The sequence below is a fragment of the Neobacillus sp. S1115 genome, assembly GCF_055385565.1.
This window is the reverse complement of sequence record NZ_AP038275.1, coordinates 1383886-1408767: the sequence shown is the minus strand read 5'-3', so window position 1 is coordinate 1408767 and position 24882 is coordinate 1383886. Positions and strand designations below refer to the sequence as shown.

Sequence of the window (24882 nt, the reverse complement as noted above, 5' to 3'; positions counted from 1 at the left end):
AAGGCCTCCCTCGTTTTAATTCCAATCTGTATATAAATCAGTGCGGCGGTCGCGCCAGGTGGTCACAGACCCGCGCTCGCGAACTTCGTATAGCAGTTCCAGGTCAAGGTCGGCGGTTACGACCATGTCGTTGTTGATTTCCCCTTCTACTAAAAGCCCTTTTGGCGGGAACGGGATATCGTTTGGAGTGATGATGACGGCCTGGCCAAAGTTTGCCCGCATGAAATCAACAGTCGGCAGCGCACCAACCGTTCCGGTTAATACTACATATACCTGATTTTCAATTGCTCGGGCATGGCTTGTGTAACGAACGCGGTGGAAGCCGTGGCGGTCGTCCGTGCAGGATGGACAGAAAATCACGTCTGCACCCTTCGCCTTCGCCATCCGGACGATTTCCGGGAATTCAATATCATAGCAGGTTAACAGAGCAATTTTTCCTTTTTCTGTTTCAAAAATTTGAAACGAGTCCCCTGCTGCCATATTCCATTCGTTAACCTCGGTTGGCGTGATATGCAGTTTAGCCTGCTCGCCGACGCGGCCGTCCGGGTAAAATAAATGAGCAGTATTGTAAAGCTTGCCATCCTTTTCAAGGACATGGGTCCCCGCGATGATGTGCATGTTGGTTTCTTTTGCAAATTTGATAAATAGTTCACGGTATTGGTTGGTAAAGCTAGGCAGGTCATTGATGGTCAGGCTTTGTCCCTGGCCATTTCCAATGGAAAGTAGTTGCGTAGTAAAGAATTCAGGAAAAAGGACAAATTCAGCCCCGAATTCTTCGGCGGTTTTTATATAATGCTCACATTGAGCGGCAAATTCCGCAAATGAGTTGATTGTGTGAAGATGGTACTGAACAACAGATACTCTAAGTTTCATTTTTCGCCTCCAGGTAAGTTATTGGAAGATAGATTCCATATTGAATTATCTTATAATCTAGCACTTTATACAAATGAAATGCATTCCAAATTGAAAGTAGATAAAAAGCCAGCAGGGGCGCTGGCTTTAATGTAGATATCCTACTAATTTCTTTCCCAAAAGGTAATTTAGTTACCTATTAAACAGCTTACTGCTCTAGTTTTCCCTCAGCAAGTTTAATTTGCTCTCTTACCTGCTCTGGTGAGGTACCGCCAAAGCTATTTCGGACCGCCACCACATGCTCTGGCGCCAAAACAACGTAAATATCCTCTTCAAACAGCGTACTGAACTGCTGATATTCGTCCAGTGTTAAATCCAATAGGAATTTGCCGGATTGAATCGAGTAAAGAACAATTTTTCCAATCACTTCATGAGCCTCGCGGAATGGCAATCCTTTGCGGACGAGGTAATCGGCAATGTCAGTAGCATTAGAGAAGTCATTATTGATGGCTTTTCGCATGACATCCTTGCGAACGGTCATTGTTTCAATCATCGGTGCCAAAAGCTTCAATGAGCCTTCTAGGGTTGCCACCGTATCAAACATTCCTTCCTTGTCTTCCTGGAGGTCCTTGTTATAAGCGAGCGGCAGTCCTTTCAACACAGTCAGCAAGCCAATCAAATTGCCATACGTGCGGCCTGTTTTTCCGCGCAGCAACTCCGGTACGTCAGGATTCTTTTTCTGCGGCATGATGCTTGATCCTGTACAGAACGAATCATCGAGCTCAACAAACTGAAATTCCTGGCTTGACCAAATAACCAATTCCTCGGAAAGACGAGAAATATGTGTCATGATAATCGAGCCAATCGACAAGAATTCAAGGATAAAGTCGCGGTCGCTGACGGCATCCATGCTATTAGGATAAATGGTTTCAAAACCCAATTGCTCAGCAACAACCCCACGGTTAATCGGGAAAGTTGTTCCTGCCAATGCACCGGAACCAAGCGGAAGCCAGTTCACGCGTTTCAGCGAATCCAACAGTCTCTCCTTATCGCGTTCAAACATCCAAAAATACGCCATTAAATGGTGGGCGAATGAAACAGGCTGTGCGCGCTGCAAATGGGTGTAGCCCGGAATCAGCGTTTCGACATGCTCCTTCGCTTGTCCGATAATCGCCTGCTGAACCTCTTCCACCAACGTGATCAGTTCAGTAGTCTTTGTTCTTAAATAAAGATGCATATCCGTCGCCACTTGGTCGTTCCTGCTGCGGCCTGTGTGGAGCTTGCCGCCAACAGGTCCAATCTCTTCGATTAGCTGTCTTTCAATATTCATATGAATGTCTTCATCTTCAACTAAAAATTCGACCTCGCCGCGGTCTACTTTTTCCTTAATCAATAGAAGGCCATTTTTAATTTTTTCTGCATCCTCAACCGGAATGATGCCGCATTCACCAAGCATCTGCACATGGGCAAGGCTGCCTGCAATATCTTCCTTGGCCAGCTTTTGGTCAAAGGAAATCGAAGCTGTAAACTCTTCTACTAGTTTGTTAGTTTCCTTCGTAAAACGTCCGCCCCATAGCTTAGACATCACTTGCTCCTCCTAAATGTAAGAAGATTGCCCCCGAAACAGATTCGAGGGCACTCCGAATTTATTTTTCAATCCCAAATTATTGCTTTACAACCGATTCTTCTTTTTTATTAACCTCAGAATATACCTTTGTTGGCAGACCCCAAAGCTTAATAAAGCCAACTGCTGCATTATGATCAAATGCATCGCCTTTTGTATAAGTAGCAAGCTCTTCATTGTAAAGGCTGTGAACGGATTTACGGCCGACAACCATATGGTTACCCTTATGGAGCTTCACGCGAATGGTTCCGGAAACAACCTTTTGAGTTTCGTCAATAAACGCATCAAGAGCCGCTTTCAATGGTGAGTACCAAAGACCTTCGTAAATGATTTTCGCCATTTGCTGGTCTACCTGTGTTTTAAATTGAGTTACTTCACGTGGTAATGTCAAGAACTCCAATTCTTTGTGAGCATTAATTAAAATAAGTGCTGCTGGGTTTTCGTATACTTCACGGGATTTAATCCCTACTAATCTATTTTCAATGTGGTCGATACGGCCGACACCATGCTTGCCGCCAAGGGCATTTAACGTTTCAATTAATTGAACAAGCGGTAAAGTTTCACCATTAAGGGCTACAGGAACACCTTGTTCAAATTCGATTTCAATGTATTCAGCCTGATCTGGAGCTAATTCAATTGGGTTAGTCCAATCGTATGCTGCTTCAGGTGCTTCTGCCCAAGGATTCTCGAGAACTCCTGCTTCGCAGGCACGGCCCCAAATGTTGGCATCAATCGAGAATGGATTGTCTAAATCAACTGGAATCGGAATCCCATGCTCCTGTGCATAAGCGATTTCTTCGTCACGGGTCATCCCCCACTCACGAACTGGTGCAACCACCTTTAAACTTGGGTTTAAGGCTTGCACGGAAACTTCAAAGCGGACTTGGTCGTTTCCTTTACCAGTACAACCATGGGCAACTGCTGCTGCTCCTTCCTGCTCCGCTACATCAACCAATAATTTTGAAATTAATGGTCTTGATAGCGCAGAGGATAGTGGATACTTGCCTTCATATAAGCAGTTAGCTTTTAATGCAGGGATAATATAATCTTTTGCTAGCATTTCTTTAGCATCTACCATGATGGCTTTAATAGCGCCAACATTTAATGCCTTATTTTTAATAGCTTCCAAGTCTTTTCCTTCGCCGACATCAAGTCCTAGCGCGATGACATCATAGCCATATTTTTCTTGGATCCATTTAACCGAAACTGATGTATCTAAACCGCCTGAATAGGCTAATACGATTTTTTCCTTTGCCATTTTAAACGCTCCTTACATTACCGTGTATTTAAATTCATTCAACGGTATTATTATACAACAAATTTCAAAAAAAGAAAGTCTATTTCTCTAGTAAAAGTTTTAAAATTGCTTTTTGTGCATGAAGACGGTTCTCTGCTTCATCAAAAACAACGGAATGAGGGCCATCGATAATTTCTGCAGTTACCTCTTCGCCGCGGTGTGCAGGCAGACAATGTAAGAAAAGATAGTCGTCTTTTGCCAGCTTGCATAGTTCTGTATTCACTTGATAGCTTTGGAATGCCTCAAGGCGTTTTGCCGTTTCTTCTTCCTGCCCCATGCTGGTCCAAACATCTGTTACGATTACATCTGCATCTTTAACCGCTTCCTGTGGATTGTTTGTAATTGTAACGGTACTTCCTGTTTGTTGCCCAAACTTGATGGCTCTCTCGGCAATTTCCTCATTTGGCAAATATCCTGCCGGGCTGGCGATGCTGATATCCATGCCTACTTTTGCAGCACCTTCCATTAATGAATGAGCCATATTGTTATTTCCGTCGCCCACATAGGCAAGCTTTAAGCCCGCTAATTTCCCTTTATTCTCTAAAATGGTTAATAAATCTGCCAGGACCTGTGTCGGGTGCTGCAGGTCAGTTAAGCCGTTAATAACCGGAACGGTCGCATGCTCTGCTAATTCTTCAACCGTCTCGTGTGCAAACGTACGAATCATAATGCCGTCGACATAGCGCGATAAGACCTTTGCTGTGTCAGAAATGCTTTCCCCGCGGCCAATCTGGATATCTCTTGAACTTAAGAAAATCGCATGCCCGCCTAGCTGCAGCATTCCTACCTCAAAGGATACTCTTGTACGTGTAGATGATTTTTCAAAAATCATTCCCAGGACCTTGCCGCCCAAATGCGTGTGCGGCTTCCCTTGCTTTTGCTGGGCCTTTAATTCCTGGGCCACTTCCAGCATATAAAGAATTTCTTCTGTTGTATAATCAGCCAGCTGAAGGAAATCCTTCCCCTTCAGCTGTAATTTATTTGAATTTATTTTAACGGCTTCTAACATGAACCGCACCTTCCTTTTCCAATTGATAAAACTCACTTACAGTATGAACTGTAAAATCTGCTGCCACTGTTTTTTGCAAGTCGAGGATTGCTTTCACCGTATCAAGATGGGTGTACACCGGCACCTTATAGCGAATCGCCTGCTCGCGGATATAAAAGCCAAATTTCTGTTTGTTCCGTCCTTGATTTGGCATATTGATTACAGCTTTCATGTTTTGCTTTTTGAACAGGTCATTCACATCCTGGTCGTTTTTCACAACAGTCTCGACAACGATGCCATTGGCTGCTAAAAAGGCTGCAGTGCCTTCTGTTGCGGCAAGCTTCCATTTTCCTGCAAGCTCTTTTAGAATTGGCAGGCTTCCTGCTTTCTCACGGTCAGAAATGGAGCATAACAGGTAATCTTCTCCGGCCATTCCACCTATGGAAGGAAGTGCCTTATTGAGAGCCTCCTGGAAAGTTCCGCCCATACCAAGCACCTCACCGGTTGACTTCATTTCCGGACCAAGCACATGGTCAACACCCTTTAACTTGCTTGATGAAAAAATTGGTGCTTTTACGGAATAGTATGCCGGTTCAGGAAGCAAACCTGTTGTTTGACTCACATCCTTAAGAGTCTCGCCTAATTGAACTCGTACGGCCCATTCAATCATTGGAACGCCCGTTACCTTGCTGATAATCGGCACCGTTCTTGACGAACGCGGATTCACTTCCAAACAATAGACGATATTTTCATAGACGACGAATTGGATATTCATCATGCCGATGATGGAGGTCGCCTTGGCAATTTTGGCACCGTACTCGATTAACGTCTCTTTCGTATCTGCTGTTAACGAAATCGGCGGGAATACGGAGATACTGTCACCGGAGTGGACCCCTGCTTTTTCAATATGTTCAAATATTCCAGGAACGACAATATCGTTACCGTCACTGATAACATCAATTTCACACTCTAATCCTGGCATATATTTATCTACTAATAATGGCCACATTTTTTCGTTTGAATTTTTTTCAAGCTGCTGAATGTAACCAATTAATTCTTCCTCTGAAAAAATTGTAAACATGGACTGTCCGCCGATTACGTAAGACGGTCTTACGAGTACCGGGTAACCAAGGTTTGTTGCCGCATTGAGCAATTCCTTAGCATTTTCAGCTGTTTTCCCTTCGATATGCGGAATATCTAGTTCCTCTAAGAGCTGATAAAATTCTTTTCGGTCTTCGAGTTGATCGACATGTTTTACAGAAGTTCCTAAAATTTTGACTCCCTCTGCTTCTAACTCATGGGCAAGATTAATAGCTGTCTGCCCGCCGAACTGAATCAGGACGCCTTCAATCTGTTCTTTTTCAATCACATGCAGAACATCCTCGGCAGCAAGAGGTTCAAAGTAAAGGCTGTCGGCAACGGAGTAATCCGTACTGACTGTTTCCGGGTTATTATTGATAACAACCGCCTGATAGCCTTTTTTCTTGATAGCCTTAGCGGCGTGTACAGAACAATAATCGAATTCGATTCCCTGACCGATTCGGATTGGACCTGAACCGATGACAAGGATTTTGGGCAAATCTTCAGCTTCCACCTCGTCAAAGCCGTGCCAAGTAGAGTAATAATATGGCGTTACGGCGTCAAATTCTGCGGAGCAGGTATCAACCATCTTATAGCCTGGTTTCAGGTTTAGTTCTTTACGCTTGCTTCTAATTTCTTTTTCAGGAACACCATAGATTTGCGACAATAGCTTATCACCAACATTGGTGCGTTTGGCTTTCTTCAGGAGTGTGTCAGGCACTTCGCTCCATTGGTAACTAGCCAATTCCTTTTCCAGGGCCACAATAGAGCTAATTTTGTGTAAAAACCACGGGTCAATCTGAGTTAGCTGCTGTACCTGTTCAAGCGTCATGCCTCTTCTGAATGCTTCAGCAATGATAAACAAGCGTTGATCATTGGCCGTTTCCAAAAGCTGTACCAGGGCAGTTTCTTCTAAAGCTTGATTTGCTTCTTTGCAAAGACCGTATACATTCATTTCCATCGAGCGGATCGCCTTGTTTAGGGCACCTTCAAACGTACGGTCAATCGCCATGACTTCGCCGGTAGCTTTCATTTGCGTCCCTAGTGTCCGGTCTGCTTCCGGGAACTTATCAAACGGGAAGCGCGGCAGTTTTACCACAATATAATCAATTGCCGGTTCAAACGAGGCAAAGGTATTGCCTGTTATCGGATTCACAATCTCATCCAAGTGATAGCCAATTGCGCATTTAGCCGCCATCCTTGCAATCGGATAACCGGTTGCTTTGGAGGCGAGTGCCGATGAACGGCTGACCCTTGGATTTACTTCGATGATGTAATATTCGTTGGATTCCGGATGGAGTGCGAACTGAATGTTGCAGCCCCCGATAATCTCTAATTCTCTGATAACCTTTATAGAAACGTCACGGAGCATTTGATACTGAACATCTGTTAATGTTTGTGATGGAGCAACGACAATTGAGTCGCCGGTATGAACGCCGACTGGGTCCATGTTTTCCATATTACAAACGATGATACATGTATCATTGGCATCCCGCATGACCTCATATTCAATTTCCTTCCAACCCTTGATGCTTTTTTCCACTAATACTTGATGAATCGGGCTGGCTGCCAAACCTTTCTTCAAAACGATCTCAAGGTCTTCTTCGTTATAGGCAAAACCGCCGCCATCTCCACCGAGCGTATAGGCAGGGCGGATAATAACCGGATAGCCGATTTCGTTAACGAATGCCAGGCCTTCGTCGTACGTGTGAATAATCGCTGATTCCGGAATCGGTTCGCCGATTTGCAGCATCAAATTCCGGAACTTCTCGCGATCCTCGCCGTTTTTAATGGAGGCAACCGAAGTTCCAAGCAGCTCCACATTATATTTTTCAAGAATTTTTTGTTCAAATAATTCAACGGTTAAGTTCAAGCCTGTTTGCCCGCCTAGGGTACCAATGACCCCGTCCGGTTTTTCTTTTTGAATGATTTTTTCAATCGTTTCCACATTAAGGGGTTCAATATAGACCTTATCGGCAACTGCTTCATCTGTCATGATGGTCGCCGGGTTGTTATTGATGAGGACAACCTCAAGTCCCTCTTCCTTCAGGGCGATACACGCCTGCGTTCCTGCATAATCAAATTCTGCAGCCTGCCCGATGACAATCGGGCCTGATCCGATGACTAGTACTTTTTTCAGGTTTTTATTTAATGGCATAACGTGTCTCTCCCACTGAAGCAATCTTGCTTACGAATTCTGTTAAAATATAAGCGGTGTCGCTTGGTCCCGGGTGTGCTTCCGGATGAAATTGCACGGTTTGAATTTGATAGTTTTTATGTGTTAGTCCTTCAATGGACTTGTCATTCACATTTCGGTAGGTGACATTGAATACCTTTTCGTCGATGCTGTTGTCGACGACTACGTAGCCATGGTTTTGGGCGGTGATTTTTACCTTTCCGGTCATTAACTCTTTCACCGGATGGTTGCCGCCGCGATGGCCGTAGGCAAGCTTTTCTGTTTTAGCTCCGTAAGCAAGGGCAATAAGCTGGTGTCCAAGGCAAATGCCTAGTGTAGGATAGTTCTGGCTTATTTTCTTGATTTCCGGGAACCATTTTTGCAGTGACATTGGGTCCCCAGGGCCGTTGCTGATGAGGACTCCATCTGGATCTAAAGATTTTATTTTTTCAAAAGGTGTGTTGTAAGGAACAACCGTTACCGCGCAATTTTCTGCTAAAAGAGCGGTAAGGATCGATTTTTTATAACCGAAATCCATTAAGACCACATGCGGGCCGTTATTTTTGAAAAATTGCACCTTTTTCGTGGATACTTGGTCTACCCATAATGGTGCTTTTTCATCTTTCGTGAAGCTTGCTTCAGCCTTTTTGCTGATGTAGCCCTTAACGGTTCCGCGGCTGCGGATGGTTTTGACAAGAAGTCTTGTATCGACATTCACAATCCCGGGAACGCCGGCCTGTTTTAGTTTGTCAGAAAACTTTTGAAAGGATTGATAATGGCTCGGTGTTTCACATAAGTCACCGATGACAACCCCCGCAAGTGCCGGTGAAATACTTTCATCATCTAAGGCGTTGATTCCATAGTTTCCGATAATCGGATAGCAAAATGTAATGATTTGTCCAGCGTAGGACGGGTCAGTGATAATTTCCTGATAGCCAGTCATGCTTGTATTAAAAACTACTTCCCCGAGAGATTCCTTATTTGCGCCGATTAGCACACCTTCAAATACTTCTCCCGTTTCCAAAGTAAGATATCCCTGTTCCAACTTACCTCACTCGCCTTTCTCTAAACTTTGGAACGCCTTTTCCAGTTTTATAATAAATTCGTCGATTTCGTCTTTTGTAACAGTTAACGGCGGCAGAATTCTAACCACATTCGGGCCTGCTGTTAAAATTAACAGCTGGTTCTCGATGGCTTTTTTGACTATCGCTGAAGCATCAGTGTCAACGACCAAGCCTTTTAAAAGCCCTTTGCCGCGGGTTTCTTTAATAAACGCATATTTTGTTGACAGGTTCTCAAGCTGTTGATCGAGATACCCTGCCATTTTGTTCGCGTTGGTAAGAATGTCGTTTTCAAGTATATGTGTAACGGTTGCCAGCCCTGCTGCTGTTGCCAGCGGGTTGCCGCCAAATGTGCTGCCGTGGCTGCCTGGTTCAAATCCTTTTGCCGCTTCTTCCTTGGCAATAATGGCGCCGATTGGGAATCCAGAGCCAAGACCTTTAGCAACGCTGATAACATCCGGTTCAATGTTGTATTGTTGGTAGGCAAAAAGGGTTCCTGTACGGCCGATGCCGGTTTGGATTTCGTCAACCATCAGAAGAATCCCGTTTTCCTTACAAATCTGGTCGAGCTTTTGTACCCATTCCGGGAAGGCTGGAATAACGCCGCCCTCACCTTGGACAAGTTCGAGAAGAACAGCGGTTGGCTTTAATTCGCCAAGCTCTTCAAGTGCTTCCATGTCGTTGTAAGGCAGGTAGCTGAAACCTGGCATCAATGGCGCAAAGCCGTTTTGAATTTTTTCCTGGCCGGTTGCCGTTAAGGTCGCTAATGTTCGGCCGTGGAAGGATTGCTTGAAGGTCACGACTGTCGATGAGCCGCTCCCTTTTACTTTGTTTGCGTATCTTCTAGCCAGCTTAATCGCTGCTTCATTTGCTTCCGCTCCGCTGTTGCAGAAAAACACTTGATCGCCGCAGCTGTTGGCTGCAAGGAGTGCTGCCAGTTTTTCTTGATTTGGTATATTGTATAGATTTGAACAGTGCCAAAGGTTTTGCAGCTGTTCTTCGAGTTTTTCTTTTATAGCATCCGGTACATGGCCCAGGTTGCAGGTTGCGATCCCGGAGGTGAAATCTAAATATTTTGTGCCTTTATCGTCCCAGACGTAGCTTCCTTTGCCTTTTTCGAGAGTGACAGGGAAACGTCCGTAGGTTGGCATTACCGGTGAAAGTTGAGAGACGGTATTATTGGCTGTCATTACGCTATCTCCTCTTCTAAAACAATTTTTGTTCCTGTATTTTTTCCGTTCACGTAATCTAGTAAGCTGCTTTTTTCAAAACCGTTGATGATGGCCACTTCACTAATGTTATGGACAAGTCCATCGATGGCCGCTTTTACTTTTGGTATCATGCCGCCGTAAATGGTTTTGTTTTCGATTAATTCTTCAATAATCGCTTTAGAAACTTTATCAAGCTTCTTCTTGGCTCCATCTTCTTCGACCAGGATTCCTGGGATGTCGCTGATAAAGCAAAGGTTAGCCTGGAGCGCCTTGGCGATGGCAGACGCCGCGATATCGCCATTGATGTTGTAGCGCTGGCCGTTTGCGTCAATTCCGATTGGGGAAATAACTGGGATATAGCCTTGGCTGACGATCCCCTCAATCACATTTTTATTTACTTCAACAACTTCCCCTACAAATCCGAGGGTTTGGGCGTCTGCTGTTGGTTCAGCTTTTAACAAGCTGCCATCTACGCCGCTGACCCCAAATGCGGTTCCGCCGACTTCGGCGATATTTCTAACAACCTGCTTATTGACCATGCCGCTTAATACCATTTCCACGATGTCAAGGACATCATGGTTGGTTACTCGAAGTCCGTTCACAAATTTAGTTTCTATATTTAAACTTTTTAATAGTTGATTGATTAATGGGCCGCCGCCATGGACAATAACCGGAGTCCATTCGCCTGCTTCTTTCATTTTTACAATATCTTCATAAAACGACCTTGGCAGATTTTCTAACACACTTCCGCCACACTTAATGACTAAGTATTTCATTTTCAAAAAGCCTCCTTAAGTGCTAAGTGCGGTAGGATGCGTTGATTTTTACGTAATCATAAGTTAAGTCGCATCCCCAGGCGGTTGCACTGCTATTTCCTTGGTTTAACTCTACAAAAATTTGTACTGTTTCTTGTTCTAGGTAACTCTTTGCTTCTGCTTCGTCAAACGGACAAGGCAGCCCGTTTTCAAATACAGGAATGGAGCCTAATGAAACCTTTACTAGGTTTGGTTCAACTGGGACACCGCTGTACCCAATTGCCGTCACAATTCTTCCCCAGTTGGCATCGGTTCCGTAGATCGCTGTTTTTACAAGGTTTGAAGAGATAATGGATTTTCCAACTGCTCTCGCATCTTCTGCCTTTAAAGCACCATTTACCTGAACCTCGACAAGTTTTGTTGCCCCTTCACCGTCACGGGCAATTTTTTTAGCAAGGGTTTCACTGACAACTTTTAATCCGTTTACGAACACATCCCAATCTGGATGGTCTTTGGTAAGCTGGTCATTTCCAGCTAATCCATTTGCCATGACCAAAACCATGTCATTCGTACTGGTATCGCCATCAACTGTAATCATATTGAAAGTTTGGTTGGTAACTTCTCTAAGTGCTGATAAAAGATCTTCATGGGCAATGTTTGCATCCGTTGTGACAAAGCCAAGCATGGTTGCCATGTTTGGATGGATCATGCCGGAGCCTTTTGCTGCCCCGCCGATGCTGACAGTTTTGCCGTCAATTGTGAACTGAACGGCTATGTGTTTTGCGCAAGTGTCGGTAGTTAGGATTGCTTGCAGGAAGTTCTCCTCTGCTTCAAACTCGGGTTGAAGGATTTGGCTAATTCCTGTCGTTATCTTATCCATTGGCAGCAGTTCGCCTATCACTCCTGTTGAAGTGACAGAGACTAGGTGCTCTTGAATATTTAATTGACCTGCAAACTCTTTTTGAATCTGGTAAGCGTCTTGAATCCCCTGCTCCCCTGTGCAGGCGTTGGCGTTACCGGAATTGACAATGATTGCTTGAGTCTTATTTTCTTTTGCGATGCTTTCTTGTGTTACTAATAATGGAGCCGCTTGGAATAAGTTGGTTGTATATACTCCTGCCACATCAGCGGGAACCTCTGACACAATATAGGCCAAATCAAGTCTTTTTCTTTTCACTCCGCAGTGCATTCCGCCTGCTTTGTATCCCTGTGGTAATGTTATTCCTGCATTTTCTAAAACAACGATTTCATTGGTTGATGTTGCTTGTGTCAATGTCATTTCCCCCTTTATGGTTCCCTTGTTCGTATTCAATCAAACTAGTTAACTATCGATTTTTATTATGGATACATTGGGATATCTTGGAGACCTGCTCGCTCATCCCAGCCGTTCATTATATTTGCATTTTGGATTGCTTGCCCTGCCGCCCCTTTTACTAAGTTGTCAATAACGGATATGATGGTAAGGCGGTTTGTCCGTGGGTCAACATGCAGGCCGATATCGCAATAGTTGCTTCCCCAAACTTCTTTAGTTGCTGGCACTTTTCCGACTGGCCTTACCCTTACAAATGGTTTATTTTTATAAAATTCATCATATATTTGATGAACATCTTCGGTAGTAACCTTTTCTTTAAGTTTTAAATAAATGGAACACATAATTCCTCGAGTCATTGGCACCAAATGTGTTGTAAAAGATATCGTTATTGGTTGGCCGCTTTCGTCTGTAAGGATCTGTTCGATCTCCGGAATGTGCTGATGTGCGCCTAGTTTATATGCCTTTAGGTTTTCATTGATTTCGGCGTAATGGCTGGTGAGAGAAAGTCCCCGTCCTGCTCCGCTTACACCTGACTTTGCGTCAATTATGATAGAATCGCAGTCTGCAAGGTTTGATTTCAAGATAGGAATTAATCCCAGCGTAGATGCTGTTGGATAGCAGCCTGGATTCGAAATTAGGTTCGCATTTTTAATATTTTCTCCATAAATTTCACTTAAGCCATATACCGCTTCATTCAAATAATTTTCAGGTGCCGGTGAATGCTTATACCATGTTTCATATACTTCCGGCGACCTTAACCTGAAATCTCCAGATAGGTCGATACATTTTATACCTGTCTCCATCAATTGAGGGACAAGGTTACTGCTGACACCAGATGGCGTAGCTAAAAATACAATCTCATTTTCTTTAGCAATATTTTGAACATCAAACTTTTCCAAGGGTTGTTCTATAATCTCCGACAAATGCGGATAGCTTTCACTAAAGTTACTTCCTGCTTGAGAGTTAGAAATAACTGAACCAACCTCCAAATATGGATGCTTTTGGATTAATCTAATTAGCTCGATTGCTCCATATCCTGTTCCACCAATAATCGCTGCTTTCAATTCTTTCAACTCCTAAGTACCGTTAATAATGAATTATTATACATCTATATATATAATTATTCAATGCAAAAATCACATATTTTTCAGATTTAATTCTATTTTCAGGTATAAATTTGTGTAAACGCTTTCAATTTTTCTTAAATAAATATACAACTATTTATGCAATAATCCATAAAAAAAAGCCCATAAAGGGCCTGATACTATGTATTCTATTTATTGATTTAACAAGTTTAACATAGTTCTTAATTCATTAACTGCAATTTGTCCGGGGGCAGAACCAACCTTTGCCGCACCGAAAGTCAGTGCCGAACCAAATCCGGCTACACGAGTGATGGCCCCTTTTTGGCCCATCGAAATGGTAATAAACGGTCTGTCTGCATATTTTTCGTACATTGTATTTGTTGCATCTAACAATGTAAGTACATCTTCATTTGTTTTAGGCATTACGGCAATTTTCGGGAGGTCCCCTCCAAGTTCCTGTGCCCTGCGTAAGCGTGATACAATTTCTTCCTTTGGGGGGGTTTTTTCAAAATCATGGTTGGAAACAATCACTAAAACATTGTGTGAATGAGCAACCTTAATTAGTGTTTTAACATCCTTTTCTTCATTAAATAACTCCACATCAACCAAATCAACCTTGCCAGTCCTCGAGATTTCCATATTTAAATTGATGTAATCTGCTTGGCTGATTTCCCTTTCTCCACCTTCCTTCTCACTACGGAAAGTAAAGATTAAGGGGGTGTCCGTTAATACACTACGAATATTGTCAAGTGCCTCTTTTACTTGCAAGATGTCCTTTACCTGCTCGAAATAATCAACCCTCCATTCTACAAGGTCAAGGTCTAATGTCTTTAGCAGTCTGGCTTCTTCCATTAATTGGGGTGTTGTTTTCCCTACCATTGGTACACAAATTTTAGGTGCACCTTCACCTAACGTTAACCCCTTAACTTTAATTGTTCTCTTCATTACTTACACCTTCTCTAAAATTTCGTCGGCAATTTGCTCAGGAGATTTGTTATCAGTACTAATTTTTATTTGATGATTAGAATAAATTTCTCTTCTATTATTATAAAGTTGTTCCATTTCTTCGATTGTTTTTCCATGCAGGACTGGGCGGCTGTCAATGATAAGGTCTAACCGTTCTTTCCAGCATTCAAAAGAAATATCAAGTAAAATGACTGTAGCCTTGGATAAACAGACCGTGCGTATATCTTCTTGAAGAAAGGCACCGCCGCCTAACGAGAGAACTAGGTTCTTTTCCTCATTTAAGCTAGTGATTAGGCTTTTTTCCTTTTCTCTAAAAACCTTTTCGCCATATACTTTAAATATTTGCGAAGGGGGCATTTTGAATTCCTCTTCAATTAATTCATCTGTATCAATAAATTGCCGATTTAGTTTCTCTGCAACAAGTTTTCCTACAGTTGTTTTTCCTGCTCCCATAAATCCTATAAAAATGATGTTTTTATTTTCTGTGTTTTGGCGTACCGTCAAAATTTTCAACTCCTATCTTAGATGCGTATAGTCGATTTTTTATTGTAACAAACAGCCACTGTGAGGCTGAGATTGGATTGGAATGACGAGATCCCATAACATTAAGTCCCATGATAAAAAGGAATCTGCACCATAAAACTTCAAAGCTATTATAACTAATAATGCAGGTACAGTTGTAATTAACAACCAGTATATTAGCAGCCTTTTTTTATCTCTTTTTATAAAATGAACCACTAGAAAACACAATATTAGCATGATTGATATAGAAATTACCGATAGAAAAGGCATAGCGACTACGAAACTACCGCCTAAGGCAAAAGTAAAAAGAGCTAGAATGATTAATATAGCCGGTACTGCTAGGTACTTCAATCTACATCTCTCCTTAACATAATACCTTTTAAGAGTCTATACTTATGAAGGACATTTTCTGCTCATTCTATTCCCATTTTGTCCTTCATCGGCTTTATCAAGGACATTTTTAGCTCGTTCCATCCCCATTTTGTCCTTCATCGGCCTTATCAAGGACATTTTCCACCTGTTCCATCCCGATTTTGTCCTTCATCGACCTTATCAAGGACATTTCCCACCTGTTCCAGAACGACTTTGTCCTTCATCGGCCTTATCAAGGACATTTTCAGTACGTTTTAACCCCACTTTGTCCTTCATCGTCTCGTCTTAGTCCTTCATCCTATTATGAAAGATATTTTACCAAAACACCACAAGAAACTTAAATATTCTGCAAACTCATAAACTAGCACCCCAACAGAAAAGAGACCCCTCTAGGAGCCTCTCACGTTATTGTTTCATCTTCGGATCAAGCACGTCGCGCAACCCGTCCCCCATCAGGTTAAAACCTAATACAGTCAGCATAATCGCCATACCTGGGAAGAACAATGTCCACGGTGCTTGGGTAATATAGTTCTTAGAATCAGCGAGCATTTTCCCCCATTCAGGCTCTGGCGGTTGGGCGCCTAACCCTAGGAAACCAAGAGCAGCCGCTTCAATAATCGCAGTTGCAATCGCCAATGTTGCTTGGACAATAACCGGGGAAATACTGTTCGGCAAAATATGCCTCAACAGAATCCGGGAATCCTTCATCCCGATAGCCCTGGCTGCCATGATATACTCCTCCTGCTTGACGCTCAACACCTTCGAACGAACTAGTCGGCCAAAGTTTGGGATATTGATTACCGCAATCGCGATAAGAGCATTTCGTAAAGACGGTCCTAAAATGGACACTACTGCAATCGCTAATAGAATACTAGGAAACGCCAGCATAACATCAAAAACCCTTGAAATGATGGCATCCACCCAGCGGCCGTAATAACCGGCAACAATACCAAGTAGCGTTCCAACTACTACAGATCCTAATACGGAAAAGAATCCAACCCATAAAGAAATTCGCGCACCATATAAAATCCTTGAAAAAATGTCCCGGCCAAAGTCATCCGTGCCAAACCAATGCTTACTTGACGGGGCCTGCATCCGGTCGGCCAAAACTTGTTCTTTGAACCCGTATGGCGCCACCCAAGGAGCAATAAACGCAATAACAATAAAAAATAGCACGATACCCAAGCCAACAACGGCCAGTTTATTTTTATAGAAAGATTGCAGTGCTTCCTTCCATGGAGGTGTCAGCTTTTCTTCAGCAGGTACCACCGGGATATCTGCTGTATTTTTAGCAAGTTCAGCCACATTAACTCCCTCCTACTTATTGTATTTAATCCGTGGATCAACAAAGACATACAGTAAATCCACAATTAAGTTAATCAATACGAAAATCGCCGCGATAAGCAAAATTCCTGACTGGATAACAGGATAATCGCGATACGCAATCGCGTCATATAGGTATCTTCCGATTCCCGGCCAGCCAAAGATCGTTTCTGTTAGAATTGCTCCTCCTAAGAGAAGGCCTGTTTGTAGACCAATCACCGTTAAAACAGGTATAATGGCATTTTTCAAAGAATGTTTGTAAACTACCCAGAACATCCTTAAGCCTTTCGCACGTGCTGTACGAACGTAATCCGAGCGCATGACCTCAAGCATGGTGGCGCGCGTCATCCGGGCAATGATTGCCATTGGAATTGTCGCCAGTGCAAGGCTTGGCAAAATTAAATGCTGAACAACGGTCCAAAATTGATCAAATCTACCCTGCAGCAAGGTATCAATTAAATAAAGATTTGTAATCGCTGTGATGGGATCCCTAACATTCTCCCTGCCAGTAGTAGGCAGCCAGCCTAATTCAATCGAAAAAGCCCACTGTTCCATTAGACCGAGCCAGAAAATCGGCATCGAAACACCTACTAGGGCAAGAACCATTGCCACATAATCAAACCATGATTTAGAGAACCAGGCACTGATGATTCCTGCGTTTACGCCGACAATGACAGCTATAATCATCGCAACCAGAGTCAATTCAAATGTTGCAGCTAGATATGGCCAAATCTCCACGTTGATTGGACCTCTGGTTCTCAAAGAGGTACCTAAATCCCCTTGAAAAAGCTGGCCAATATAATCGAAATATTGTATGTACCAAGGCCTGTCCAACCCTAATTCCCTTGTTAACGTTGCAATCGCTTCAGCAGTAGCCCTTTGTCCAAGGATCACCTGGGCGGGATTCCCCGGAATCGCATGGATAATCGCAAATACCACAAGCGTCATTCCAAATAAAACTGGGATTAAAGAAAGAATTCGGCGAACTGTGTAAGTAAACATTTGTTTCACCTCTTTTTTTCAAAAGTTCTTTTCTAAAAGATTGCTGTTTCGTTATTTCGCTAATAGAACCTCGAAATTCGCTAATAAAATGCATTAATTCGCTAATAGAACGTTGAAATCCGCAAATAGAACTCAAAAATTCGCTAATAGAGTGTAGTTTTACACCTTTTTCGATCCCTTAAATACGGCAAACTGTACCTTTTGTTGATAAAAGGGGAGGAAAAAACTCCCTCCCCCATTCAAGATGGATTATTTAAAGTACACTTTTGTCAGAGCTTCAGAACCAGTTGGGTGCGGCAGATAGTCTGCTACATCTTTAGCTGCTGCTAACAGCGGTGTTGAGTGAACAAGCGGTACCCATGGAGCGTCTTCATGAATGATTTCCTGTGCTTTCTTGTAAAGCTCGTTACGCTTAGCTTGTTCTGTTTCGGTCTGCGCTGCAATCAATACATCATGAAGCTCGTCATTGCTGTATTGAGAGTAGTTGTTGCTGCCGATGCTGTCTTTATCAAGCAATGTGTATAAGAAGTTATCAGGGTCACCATTGTCACCAGTCCAGCCAAGCATGAACATGTCAAACTCACCCTTAGCGGCCTTATCTAGGTAAGTAGCCCAGTCAACAGATTGAATCTTCGCTTTAACATTGATTTTCGCTAAGTCTGCTTGGATAACCTCTGCAACTTTTTGTGCTTCAGGCATATAAGGACGTGCTACAGGCATTGCCCATAGGTCGATTTCAAAGCCTTTCTCATAGCCTGCTTCTTTCAATAATGCTTTTGCTTTTTCTAAATCGTAATCATAATCCTTGATGCTATCGTTATAGCCTTCAATGGAAGGAGGCATAGGGTTCTTCGCTGCAAGAGCCTTTCCGCCGTAGAATGCTTTGATAATATCCTTCTTATTAACAGCATGGTTGATTGCTTGACGGACAAGCTTGTTATCAAATGGCTTACGAGTAGTTGTTAAGCCAAGGTAACCAACGTTCATAGACGGACGCTCAATTACTTGAAGCTTGTCATTCCCTTTAACTGTTGCTTCGTCAGAATTGTTCAAGCCATCCATAACATCGATTTCGCCATTAGCAAGAGCGTTTAGACGTGCAGTGTTTTCCGGAATAACACGGAAGACTACTTTGTTTAACTTAGGAAGACCTTTTTGCCAGTAGTCAGGATTCTTTTCAAGTGTAATCGTATCGTTTTGCTTCCACTCTACGAATTTGAATGGACCTGTTCCAACTGGATTTTTTCTAAAGTCGTCGCCGTATTTTTTAACAGCCGTTGGGCTGGCGATACCGAATGGAGACATAGCCAGGTTCTTTAAGAAAGGAGCCTGTGGTCTTTTTAAAACGAATTCTACTGTGTACTGATCCACTGATTTCACTTCTTTAATGACGTGGCCTTCATCAGCCTTATAGCCGCCAAACATTGTGTAGTACGGGAATTTATCTTCGTTCCCGTTCATCCAGCGGTCGAAGTTGAAGACTACAGCGTCAGCATTGAAGTCTGTTCCGTCATGGAATTTCACGCCCTCTTGTAGCTTGAATGTATAAGTTAACCCATCATCGGAAACCTTCCATTCTTTAGCAAGACCAGGATGTAGAGTCGTATCTTGGTCACCATACTGCAAAAGTGTTTCAAAAATATTCTCAGTTACTTTGAAGGCTTCCCCTTCAGTTGTAGTGATTGGGTCTAAAGATGTGGAGTCACCGCCACGGCCATAGACTAGCGTATCCTTTGCTGAACCGCCGCTCTTAGCAGGTTCTTTTTCGCCGCCTGTTTCTTTGGTCGTTTTGCCGCCGCAGCCTGCTAAGAACATGCTGAGGGCCAATAAGGAAATCAACAGCAATTTAATTGACTTTTTGCTCATAAGCGTTTTTTTACCCCCTAAAGCTTTTTTATTTATCATCAATGCCGCCTATTACTTGTTATACAAATGACAGGCAACAAAATGACCATTAAGATTGTGTTCTGTTGGTCTAGTAGTTTTACAAATATCCATGCACTCCCCGCATCTTGTGTGGAAAGCACAGCCTGATGGCGGATTTGCCGGGCTTGGCAGTTCACCTTCTATTAAAATAGTCTTCTTTTTGACATCCGGGTCCGGAATCGGGACTGCGGACAGCAGTGCTTTCGTATAGGGATGCTTTGGATTTTCATAGAGTTCCTCACTATCAGCTAACTCTATCAATCTTCCTAAATACATCACGCCAACGCGGTCGCTGATATGGCGAACCACACCTAGGTCATGAGCGATAAATATGTAGGTTAACTGGAACTCTTTTTGGATGTCCTTCATCAGGTTCAGGACCTGTGCTTGAATCGAAACATCGAGTGCGGATACCGGTTCGTCGGCAATAATCAGCTTTGGCTTTGTCATCAATGCTCTGGCGATGCCAATCCGCTGGCGCTGCCCGCCGCTGAATTGATGCGGATAGCGTTTCGCATGATAGCTGCTCAAGCCTACAACCTCAAGCATTTCCTTAACACGTTTTTGGCGTTCCGTTTTTGTTCCAATTCCGTGCACAATTAAAGGCTCTTCAAGAATTTGCTCTACCGAATGCCGAGGGTTCAATGAAGCATAGGGATCCTGGAAAACCATCTGGATATCGCGGCGAACCTTCCTTAATTCCGAATTCGACATACTCGTAATCTCTTTATCTTCAAAAACAATTTTCCCATCACTAGCCTCAATTAAGCGCATAAGCAAGCGACCGGTCGTTGATTTGCCACAGCCGGATTCGCCTACGATGCCTAAAGTTTCACCTTTTTTCACATAAAAAGAAACATCATCAACGGCCTTTACTTCCCCTTGTTTTTTTCCAAAAAGTCCGCCGTTGATTGGAAAGTACTTTTTTAAACCATTAACTTCAAGAAGTAACTCCGACATGTTTGTCACTCTCCTCTTTCAATGTATGTAGGAAACAGCGCACTTCATGTCCGTCTTTTTCCGATTTAAATAATGGTGGAGAATCGGTATGGCATTGATCAAACGCTTCCGCACATCTGGCGGCGAAGCGGCAGCCATTGGTAACAGTGCCTGGGACCGGAACCGTTCCTGGAATGCTGTAGAGTCGTTCTTTCTTGCCTCTCAAGTCCGGGACCGATTTCAATAATCCTTTTGTGTAGGGATGCTGCGGGTCTTTTAAAATTCTTCTGACATCGCCCTGCTCAACGATTTGTCCGGCATACATGACGACGACACGTTCACATATTTCTGCGACTACGCCCAAATCATGAGTAATAAGGATGATGGATGTTTTCGTTTTTTCATTTAAATCCTTCATTAAGGCAAGGATTTGTGCCTGAATGGTGACGTCAAGTGCCGTTGTCGGCTCGTCCGCAATCAGGACTCTTGGGTTGCAGGCCATCGCCATGGCGATCATCACCCTCTGCCGCATGCCGCCTGATAATTGATGCGGATGCTCTTTTAAAATCCCTTCCGCTCTTGGTATTCCAACTAGCTTAAGTAATTCAATGCTTCGGACTCTTGCCTCTGCCTTAGAGAGGTCCGTATGTAAACGAATGGCTTCCATCAGCTGATTCCCGATGGTAAACAGTGGGTTTAAAGACGTCATCGGCTCCTGAAAAATCATCGAGATTTGGTTGCCGCGGATTTTCCGCCACTCTTTTTCTGTTAAATTCGTTAAATCAGTTCCATTAAAAATAATTTCGCCCTTTTCAATTTTTCCTGGCGGTGATGGAATTAAGCCCATCGTTGCTAAGGAGGTGACACTTTTACCGCTGCCGGATTCCCCTACAATTCCTAGGATTTCGCCTTCCTTAAGTTCAAAACTAATCCCATCCACTGCAGGTAAGAGCTTTTTTCCGGATTGGAAGGATACTTTTAAATCGTTTATTCGAAGAATGGAATTTTGATCCATACTAAACACCTGCCTGACTAGACTATTATTTTCAAATGAATAGTGTTCTGAAATATTATAATATAATAAATTTTAAAATTATTATGACATAAATCACCCTGTAAGCGCTATCTAAAAATGTCATTTAGGGGAAAATTTTTTAAATGAGGAAAAAATAGGGATAATACTTTAAAGCGTTAAAGTGGCAAAAAAACGCAGAAAAGGGCAATTTAATTCGTTAACGTAAAGAGGCCAGGCCCTTGCGTTCTCTTATCTTACGCAGTGTCGGCCTGACCTCAATGGTTAGTTATTTTTTATACCAGTATAGATTTGAATAGCATCTCTTAGAAACTCGGCCGTTCCCGGCTGGTCTTTGTCATAGTAGGCTTTGAATCTTTCATCGTCGACGTACATTTGCGCCAGTCCCGCATGTGCTTCTTTACTGTATTCCTTCCAGTAAAAGCTGAGCCAGCGCTTGTGGAGGTCTGCTGCTTTCTGTGCCAACTCTCCTGCCGGATTGCCAGTTTTTATAGCCTCCGCTAAGGTGGTTTTAATTTCCTCGCCTAACGCGGTGACCTCTTGATACTGCTCCTCGGTCATCTTCATAACCTTGGCATTCGATTGATTGACCGCATCATCGCCATACTGGGCGCGAACTTCCTTTCCATATTTCCCCTCATTTTCATCTATCATTTTCTTCTTGAAGCCTTCGAATTTTTCTTTATTAGACATCTTGAATCTCCCTTCTGTCATCGCGATTGTCTTTTCAACATTCGCGATTAACAAGTCTAATTGTTCCCTCTTTTCGAGGAGCTTTTGGCGATGTTCCATGAGTGCTTCGGCACCATCGAAGGAAGGGTCCGTTACAAACTCCTTGATTTGGTCGAGACTAACACCTAACTCCCGGTAAAACAGAATTTGCTGAAGCCGATCCACTTCTGCCTGCCCGTATATTCGGTAGCCTGATGAATTGATTCGTGCCGGCTTAAGAATCCCTATTTCATCATAATACCTTAGCGTCCGGGTGCTAATCCCTGCCAAACTCGCAAGCTTTTGCACCGTATATTCCATTCCTATCACCTCCTCACCAACAACGATACACCTTAACGCAACGTCAATGTCAATCACTAGTATGCCTATATTTTTTAAAAATTTCTTTGCACAAATTGTCGAGCAGTTTTAATAATAATTGGTTCTTTTTCCCTTTATAATGAGAGGGTGATTGTACTATTTTTAGAGGGTGAAAGGGGAAAGCAAAGATGGCTAAATTAGTTGTAATTTATGATCAACCGAAGGATCAAGAAGGTTTCGAAAACTATTATTTCAATGTTCATATTCCTTTAGCAGAAAAACTGCCTAATATCACAGGTGCGGAGGTTCACCGTGTTTTGCAAAAGCAAAATACGAGCGATAACCAATACCTTCTTGCAGAACTTCATTTTGAAAACCCAGCCATTCTAGCTCAGTCATTAGCATCCCCAGAGGGCCGTGAAGTCACTGCAGACGTGGCCAATATGATGCAATTTCTGAACAAACCCCCAGTTGTTTTAATCGTGGATTAATTAATAGGGATATTAACAAGCAGCAGGCACCAGTGCCTGCTGTTTTTTCATTCCAGAGAAACTATCTGTCATGGTTTGTCCCCATTATTGCATATGTATTACAAAGGAGGCGGACAAACATGCATACTTCATTTTCAACTATGAATTTACTGCGCTATTCGGTCGCATACGTGTTTATCATCTCGGGCTTAATGAAATTGCTTAACACTGATTTAGCCAACTATTTTTTGAGCCTGGGCCTGCCCTATCCTCAGCTCATGTTGAAGCTTGTCATCCTTCTAGAAATTGGCTGCGGGGCTTTAATCCTAGCGGGTAAAGCTGTAAAAAATGCCGTCATCCCCTTAATCGCAATTATGATAGCCGCTATTTTATTAACGAAGCTGCCTACCCTTAACACAGGGCTTTTGCAATTCGCTTTTAACGCCCGCTTAGACATCGTCATGTTAGTTCTATTAATCGCTTTATACAAACGAAATCCGTGATTAGGTTTACCAGATTGTTAATGCAATCTGGTTTTTTATTTATAGGAAATATTAGACAGAATCCGCGATAAATTTCCTATGATAAAATTATAGAAACAATATGGTTCGGGAAGGGAAAAAACATGGATTTAAAAGAAAAGGTAAAAAATCTCCCCCTCACACCCGGGGTTTATCTGATGAAGGATTCTGCCGGCCAAATCATCTATGTAGGAAAAGCCAAAAATCTGAAGAATCGCGTTCGGTCCTATTTCCAGCACTCCAAGGCTCATTCCAAAAAAACACAAAAACTTGTTTCGACCTTAAAGGATTTTGACTACATCCTGACCGACACAGAGTTTGAAGCTTTTCTGCTGGAATGCCAGTTAATCAAAGAAATCAAACCTTTTTTCAACTGGAAGATGAAAAACCCGCAGAACTATTCCTATATCGTTGTGAAAATGGACGAGCGTTATCCCTCACTTGAAGTAACGAATGTTTACATTGAAAATGACGGAAATCTTTATTTCGGACCGTTTATCAGTAAATTCGCAGTGGAAAAAGCGGTCCAGGGGATCAAGGAATTTTTTAAAATTAGCTGCAGCAACCGTTCCTCAGGAGGCTCTCCCTGTTTGAATCATTCTCTTGGTCTGTGCATCGGTTTGTGCACCGGAAAAGTCTCGAGAGAAAAATATGATAAGATTTTAAACCGCATTATTGCTTTGATTAAAGGAAATAACTTAAGCCCATTTGCGGAAATGGAGGAAAAAATGTCTGCTGCTGTGGAGCAATTGGATTTTGAACTGGCCGCAAAGAATAAAGGATATATCGAGGCAATCAGTTTTCTTCATTATAAAGAGGGTGTCATTGATTTTGCAGAGGCCAATCAAAATATCGTCACGATCGAATTTTTGGATGACGTCACTTTTAAACTTTTTTTAATCAAAGGCAACAGGGTGTTGTTTTCTGAGAAGTATTTGCTGGAGGGAACGGATGTCGATGTAACGGTAAAGTCGAATATCTTGACCTTTTTCAAAGGTGCCAGGGATGAAACTCCCCTTATTGTCCACAAAGAAGACCTTGATGAAGCGCAAATTATTTATAGCTATTTAACCGGTAATCATGGCAGGTACGTCCTAATTCCTGATGCTTGGCTTACGACGCAGGATCACACTCTCATGGATGATGCCATTCTAAAATTGCTATCAAAGCCCTAGAAATCTCGAGGGCTTTTTTATTATGGATAAATTACCTGACAAGGGTAAGGATATTATTTATTCGAAAATAATAACTATTTTAAAAAAACTTTCTTTTTATATAAAAATTTCATAAAAACACGATAAAATCAAGGTTTTAAGCCGAATTGTAAATATAATC

The 24882-nt window shown here is 42.7% G+C and carries 22 protein-coding genes; 3 read left to right on the top strand and 19 right to left on the bottom strand.

The genetic code is table 11. From position 1 onward, the window contains the following. Nucleotides 1-15: 15 nt before the first annotated feature. The 19 genes from ACZ5B7_RS06830 to ACZ5B7_RS06740 all read right to left on the bottom strand — a co-directional run bounded on the left by ACZ5B7_RS06830 (nt 16) and on the right by ACZ5B7_RS06740 (nt 22556). A complete protein-coding gene (locus ACZ5B7_RS06830) occupies nt 16-873 on the bottom strand; it encodes a carbon-nitrogen hydrolase family protein (protein ID WP_213146688.1) in 858 nt (285 codons plus the stop codon). 187 nt (nt 874-1060) lie between these two features. Beyond that, on the bottom strand, nt 1061-2437 hold the full coding sequence (gene argH / locus ACZ5B7_RS06825; RefSeq protein ID WP_464493210.1) for an argininosuccinate lyase: 1377 nt from the start codon (nt 2435-2437) through the stop codon (nt 1061-1063). Nucleotides 2438-2516: 79 nt separating this feature from the next. Beyond that, a complete protein-coding gene (locus ACZ5B7_RS06820; protein WP_423801291.1) occupies nt 2517-3734 on the bottom strand; it encodes an argininosuccinate synthase in 1218 nt (405 codons plus the stop codon). 79 nt (nt 3735-3813) lie between these two features. Further along, nucleotides 3814-4782, bottom strand: coding sequence for an ornithine carbamoyltransferase (gene argF, locus ACZ5B7_RS06815; protein WP_464493209.1), 969 nt, complete (start codon nt 4780-4782; stop codon nt 3814-3816). After that, complete coding sequence (carB, locus tag ACZ5B7_RS06810; protein WP_464493208.1) at nt 4766-7999, bottom strand: carbamoyl-phosphate synthase (glutamine-hydrolyzing) large subunit; 3234 nt, start codon at nt 7997-7999, stop codon at nt 4766-4768. The genes argF and carB overlap by 17 nt, the downstream gene beginning before the upstream one ends. After that, complete coding sequence (locus ACZ5B7_RS06805) at nt 7986-9062, bottom strand: carbamoyl phosphate synthase small subunit (protein ID WP_464493207.1); 1077 nt, start codon at nt 9060-9062, stop codon at nt 7986-7988. The genes carB and ACZ5B7_RS06805 overlap by 14 nt, the downstream gene beginning before the upstream one ends. A gap of 6 nt (nt 9063-9068) precedes the next feature. Continuing rightward, nucleotides 9069-10268, bottom strand: a complete 1200-nt coding sequence (locus ACZ5B7_RS06800) for an acetylornithine transaminase (RefSeq protein WP_464493206.1) — start codon at nt 10266-10268, stop codon at nt 9069-9071. Continuing rightward, nucleotides 10268-11065, bottom strand: coding sequence for an acetylglutamate kinase (argB, locus tag ACZ5B7_RS06795; RefSeq protein ID WP_464493205.1), 798 nt, complete (start codon nt 11063-11065; stop codon nt 10268-10270). The genes ACZ5B7_RS06800 and argB overlap by 1 nt, the downstream gene beginning before the upstream one ends. A gap of 22 nt (nt 11066-11087) precedes the next feature. Further along, on the bottom strand, nt 11088-12323 hold the full coding sequence (argJ, locus tag ACZ5B7_RS06790; RefSeq protein ID WP_464493204.1) for a bifunctional ornithine acetyltransferase/N-acetylglutamate synthase: 1236 nt from the start codon (nt 12321-12323) through the stop codon (nt 11088-11090). Between the two features lie 59 nt (nt 12324-12382). Further along, nucleotides 12383-13420 (bottom strand): N-acetyl-gamma-glutamyl-phosphate reductase, encoded by a 1038-nt coding sequence (gene argC, locus ACZ5B7_RS06785; RefSeq protein ID WP_464493203.1) that lies wholly within the window; start codon nt 13418-13420, stop codon nt 12383-12385. Between the two features lie 213 nt (nt 13421-13633). Beyond that, nucleotides 13634-14386 (bottom strand): type I 3-dehydroquinate dehydratase, encoded by a 753-nt coding sequence (aroD, locus tag ACZ5B7_RS06780; protein WP_464493202.1) that lies wholly within the window; start codon nt 14384-14386, stop codon nt 13634-13636. Nucleotides 14387-14389: 3 nt separating this feature from the next. Next, a complete protein-coding gene (locus ACZ5B7_RS06775; RefSeq protein ID WP_464494447.1) occupies nt 14390-14860 on the bottom strand; it encodes a shikimate kinase in 471 nt (156 codons plus the stop codon). A 90-nt stretch (nt 14861-14950) separates the two neighbouring features. Further along, complete coding sequence (locus ACZ5B7_RS06770) at nt 14951-15280, bottom strand: hypothetical protein (protein ID WP_464493201.1); 330 nt, start codon at nt 15278-15280, stop codon at nt 14951-14953. A gap of 426 nt (nt 15281-15706) precedes the next feature. Then, complete coding sequence (gene nikC, locus ACZ5B7_RS06765) at nt 15707-16606, bottom strand: nickel transporter permease (protein WP_213146677.1); 900 nt, start codon at nt 16604-16606, stop codon at nt 15707-15709. Between the two features lie 12 nt (nt 16607-16618). Then, a complete protein-coding gene (locus ACZ5B7_RS06760) occupies nt 16619-17626 on the bottom strand; it encodes an ABC transporter permease (protein WP_423801280.1) in 1008 nt (335 codons plus the stop codon). Nucleotides 17627-17875: 249 nt separating this feature from the next. Next, complete coding sequence (locus ACZ5B7_RS06755; RefSeq protein ID WP_464493200.1) at nt 17876-19492, bottom strand: ABC transporter substrate-binding protein; 1617 nt, start codon at nt 19490-19492, stop codon at nt 17876-17878. 51 nt (nt 19493-19543) lie between these two features. Next, nucleotides 19544-20512 (bottom strand): ABC transporter ATP-binding protein, encoded by a 969-nt coding sequence (locus ACZ5B7_RS06750; RefSeq protein WP_464493199.1) that lies wholly within the window; start codon nt 20510-20512, stop codon nt 19544-19546. Beyond that, entirely contained in the window at nt 20493-21506 is a 1014-nt protein-coding gene (locus ACZ5B7_RS06745; protein ID WP_423801278.1) for an ABC transporter ATP-binding protein, read from the bottom strand. The genes ACZ5B7_RS06750 and ACZ5B7_RS06745 overlap by 20 nt, the downstream gene beginning before the upstream one ends. Before the next feature lie 282 nt (nt 21507-21788). Next, nucleotides 21789-22556: a MerR family transcriptional regulator gene (locus tag ACZ5B7_RS06740; protein WP_464493198.1), complete on the bottom strand. Its 768-nt coding sequence runs from the start codon at nt 22554-22556 to the stop codon at nt 21789-21791. Between the two features lie 188 nt (nt 22557-22744). Here ACZ5B7_RS06740 and ACZ5B7_RS06735 point away from each other — a divergent pair, with 188 nt between their 5' ends. The 3 genes from ACZ5B7_RS06735 (at nt 22745) to ACZ5B7_RS06725 (ending at nt 24722) form a co-directional block, all read left to right on the top strand. Then, nucleotides 22745-23047 (top strand): EthD family reductase, encoded by a 303-nt coding sequence (locus ACZ5B7_RS06735; protein ID WP_423801276.1) that lies wholly within the window; start codon nt 22745-22747, stop codon nt 23045-23047. Between the two features lie 119 nt (nt 23048-23166). Then, nucleotides 23167-23529: a DoxX family protein gene (locus ACZ5B7_RS06730; RefSeq protein ID WP_423801275.1), complete on the top strand. Its 363-nt coding sequence runs from the start codon at nt 23167-23169 to the stop codon at nt 23527-23529. A gap of 122 nt (nt 23530-23651) precedes the next feature. Further along, nucleotides 23652-24722, top strand: coding sequence for a GIY-YIG nuclease family protein (locus ACZ5B7_RS06725; RefSeq protein ID WP_464493197.1), 1071 nt, complete (start codon nt 23652-23654; stop codon nt 24720-24722). Nucleotides 24723-24882: the final 160 nt, after the last annotated feature.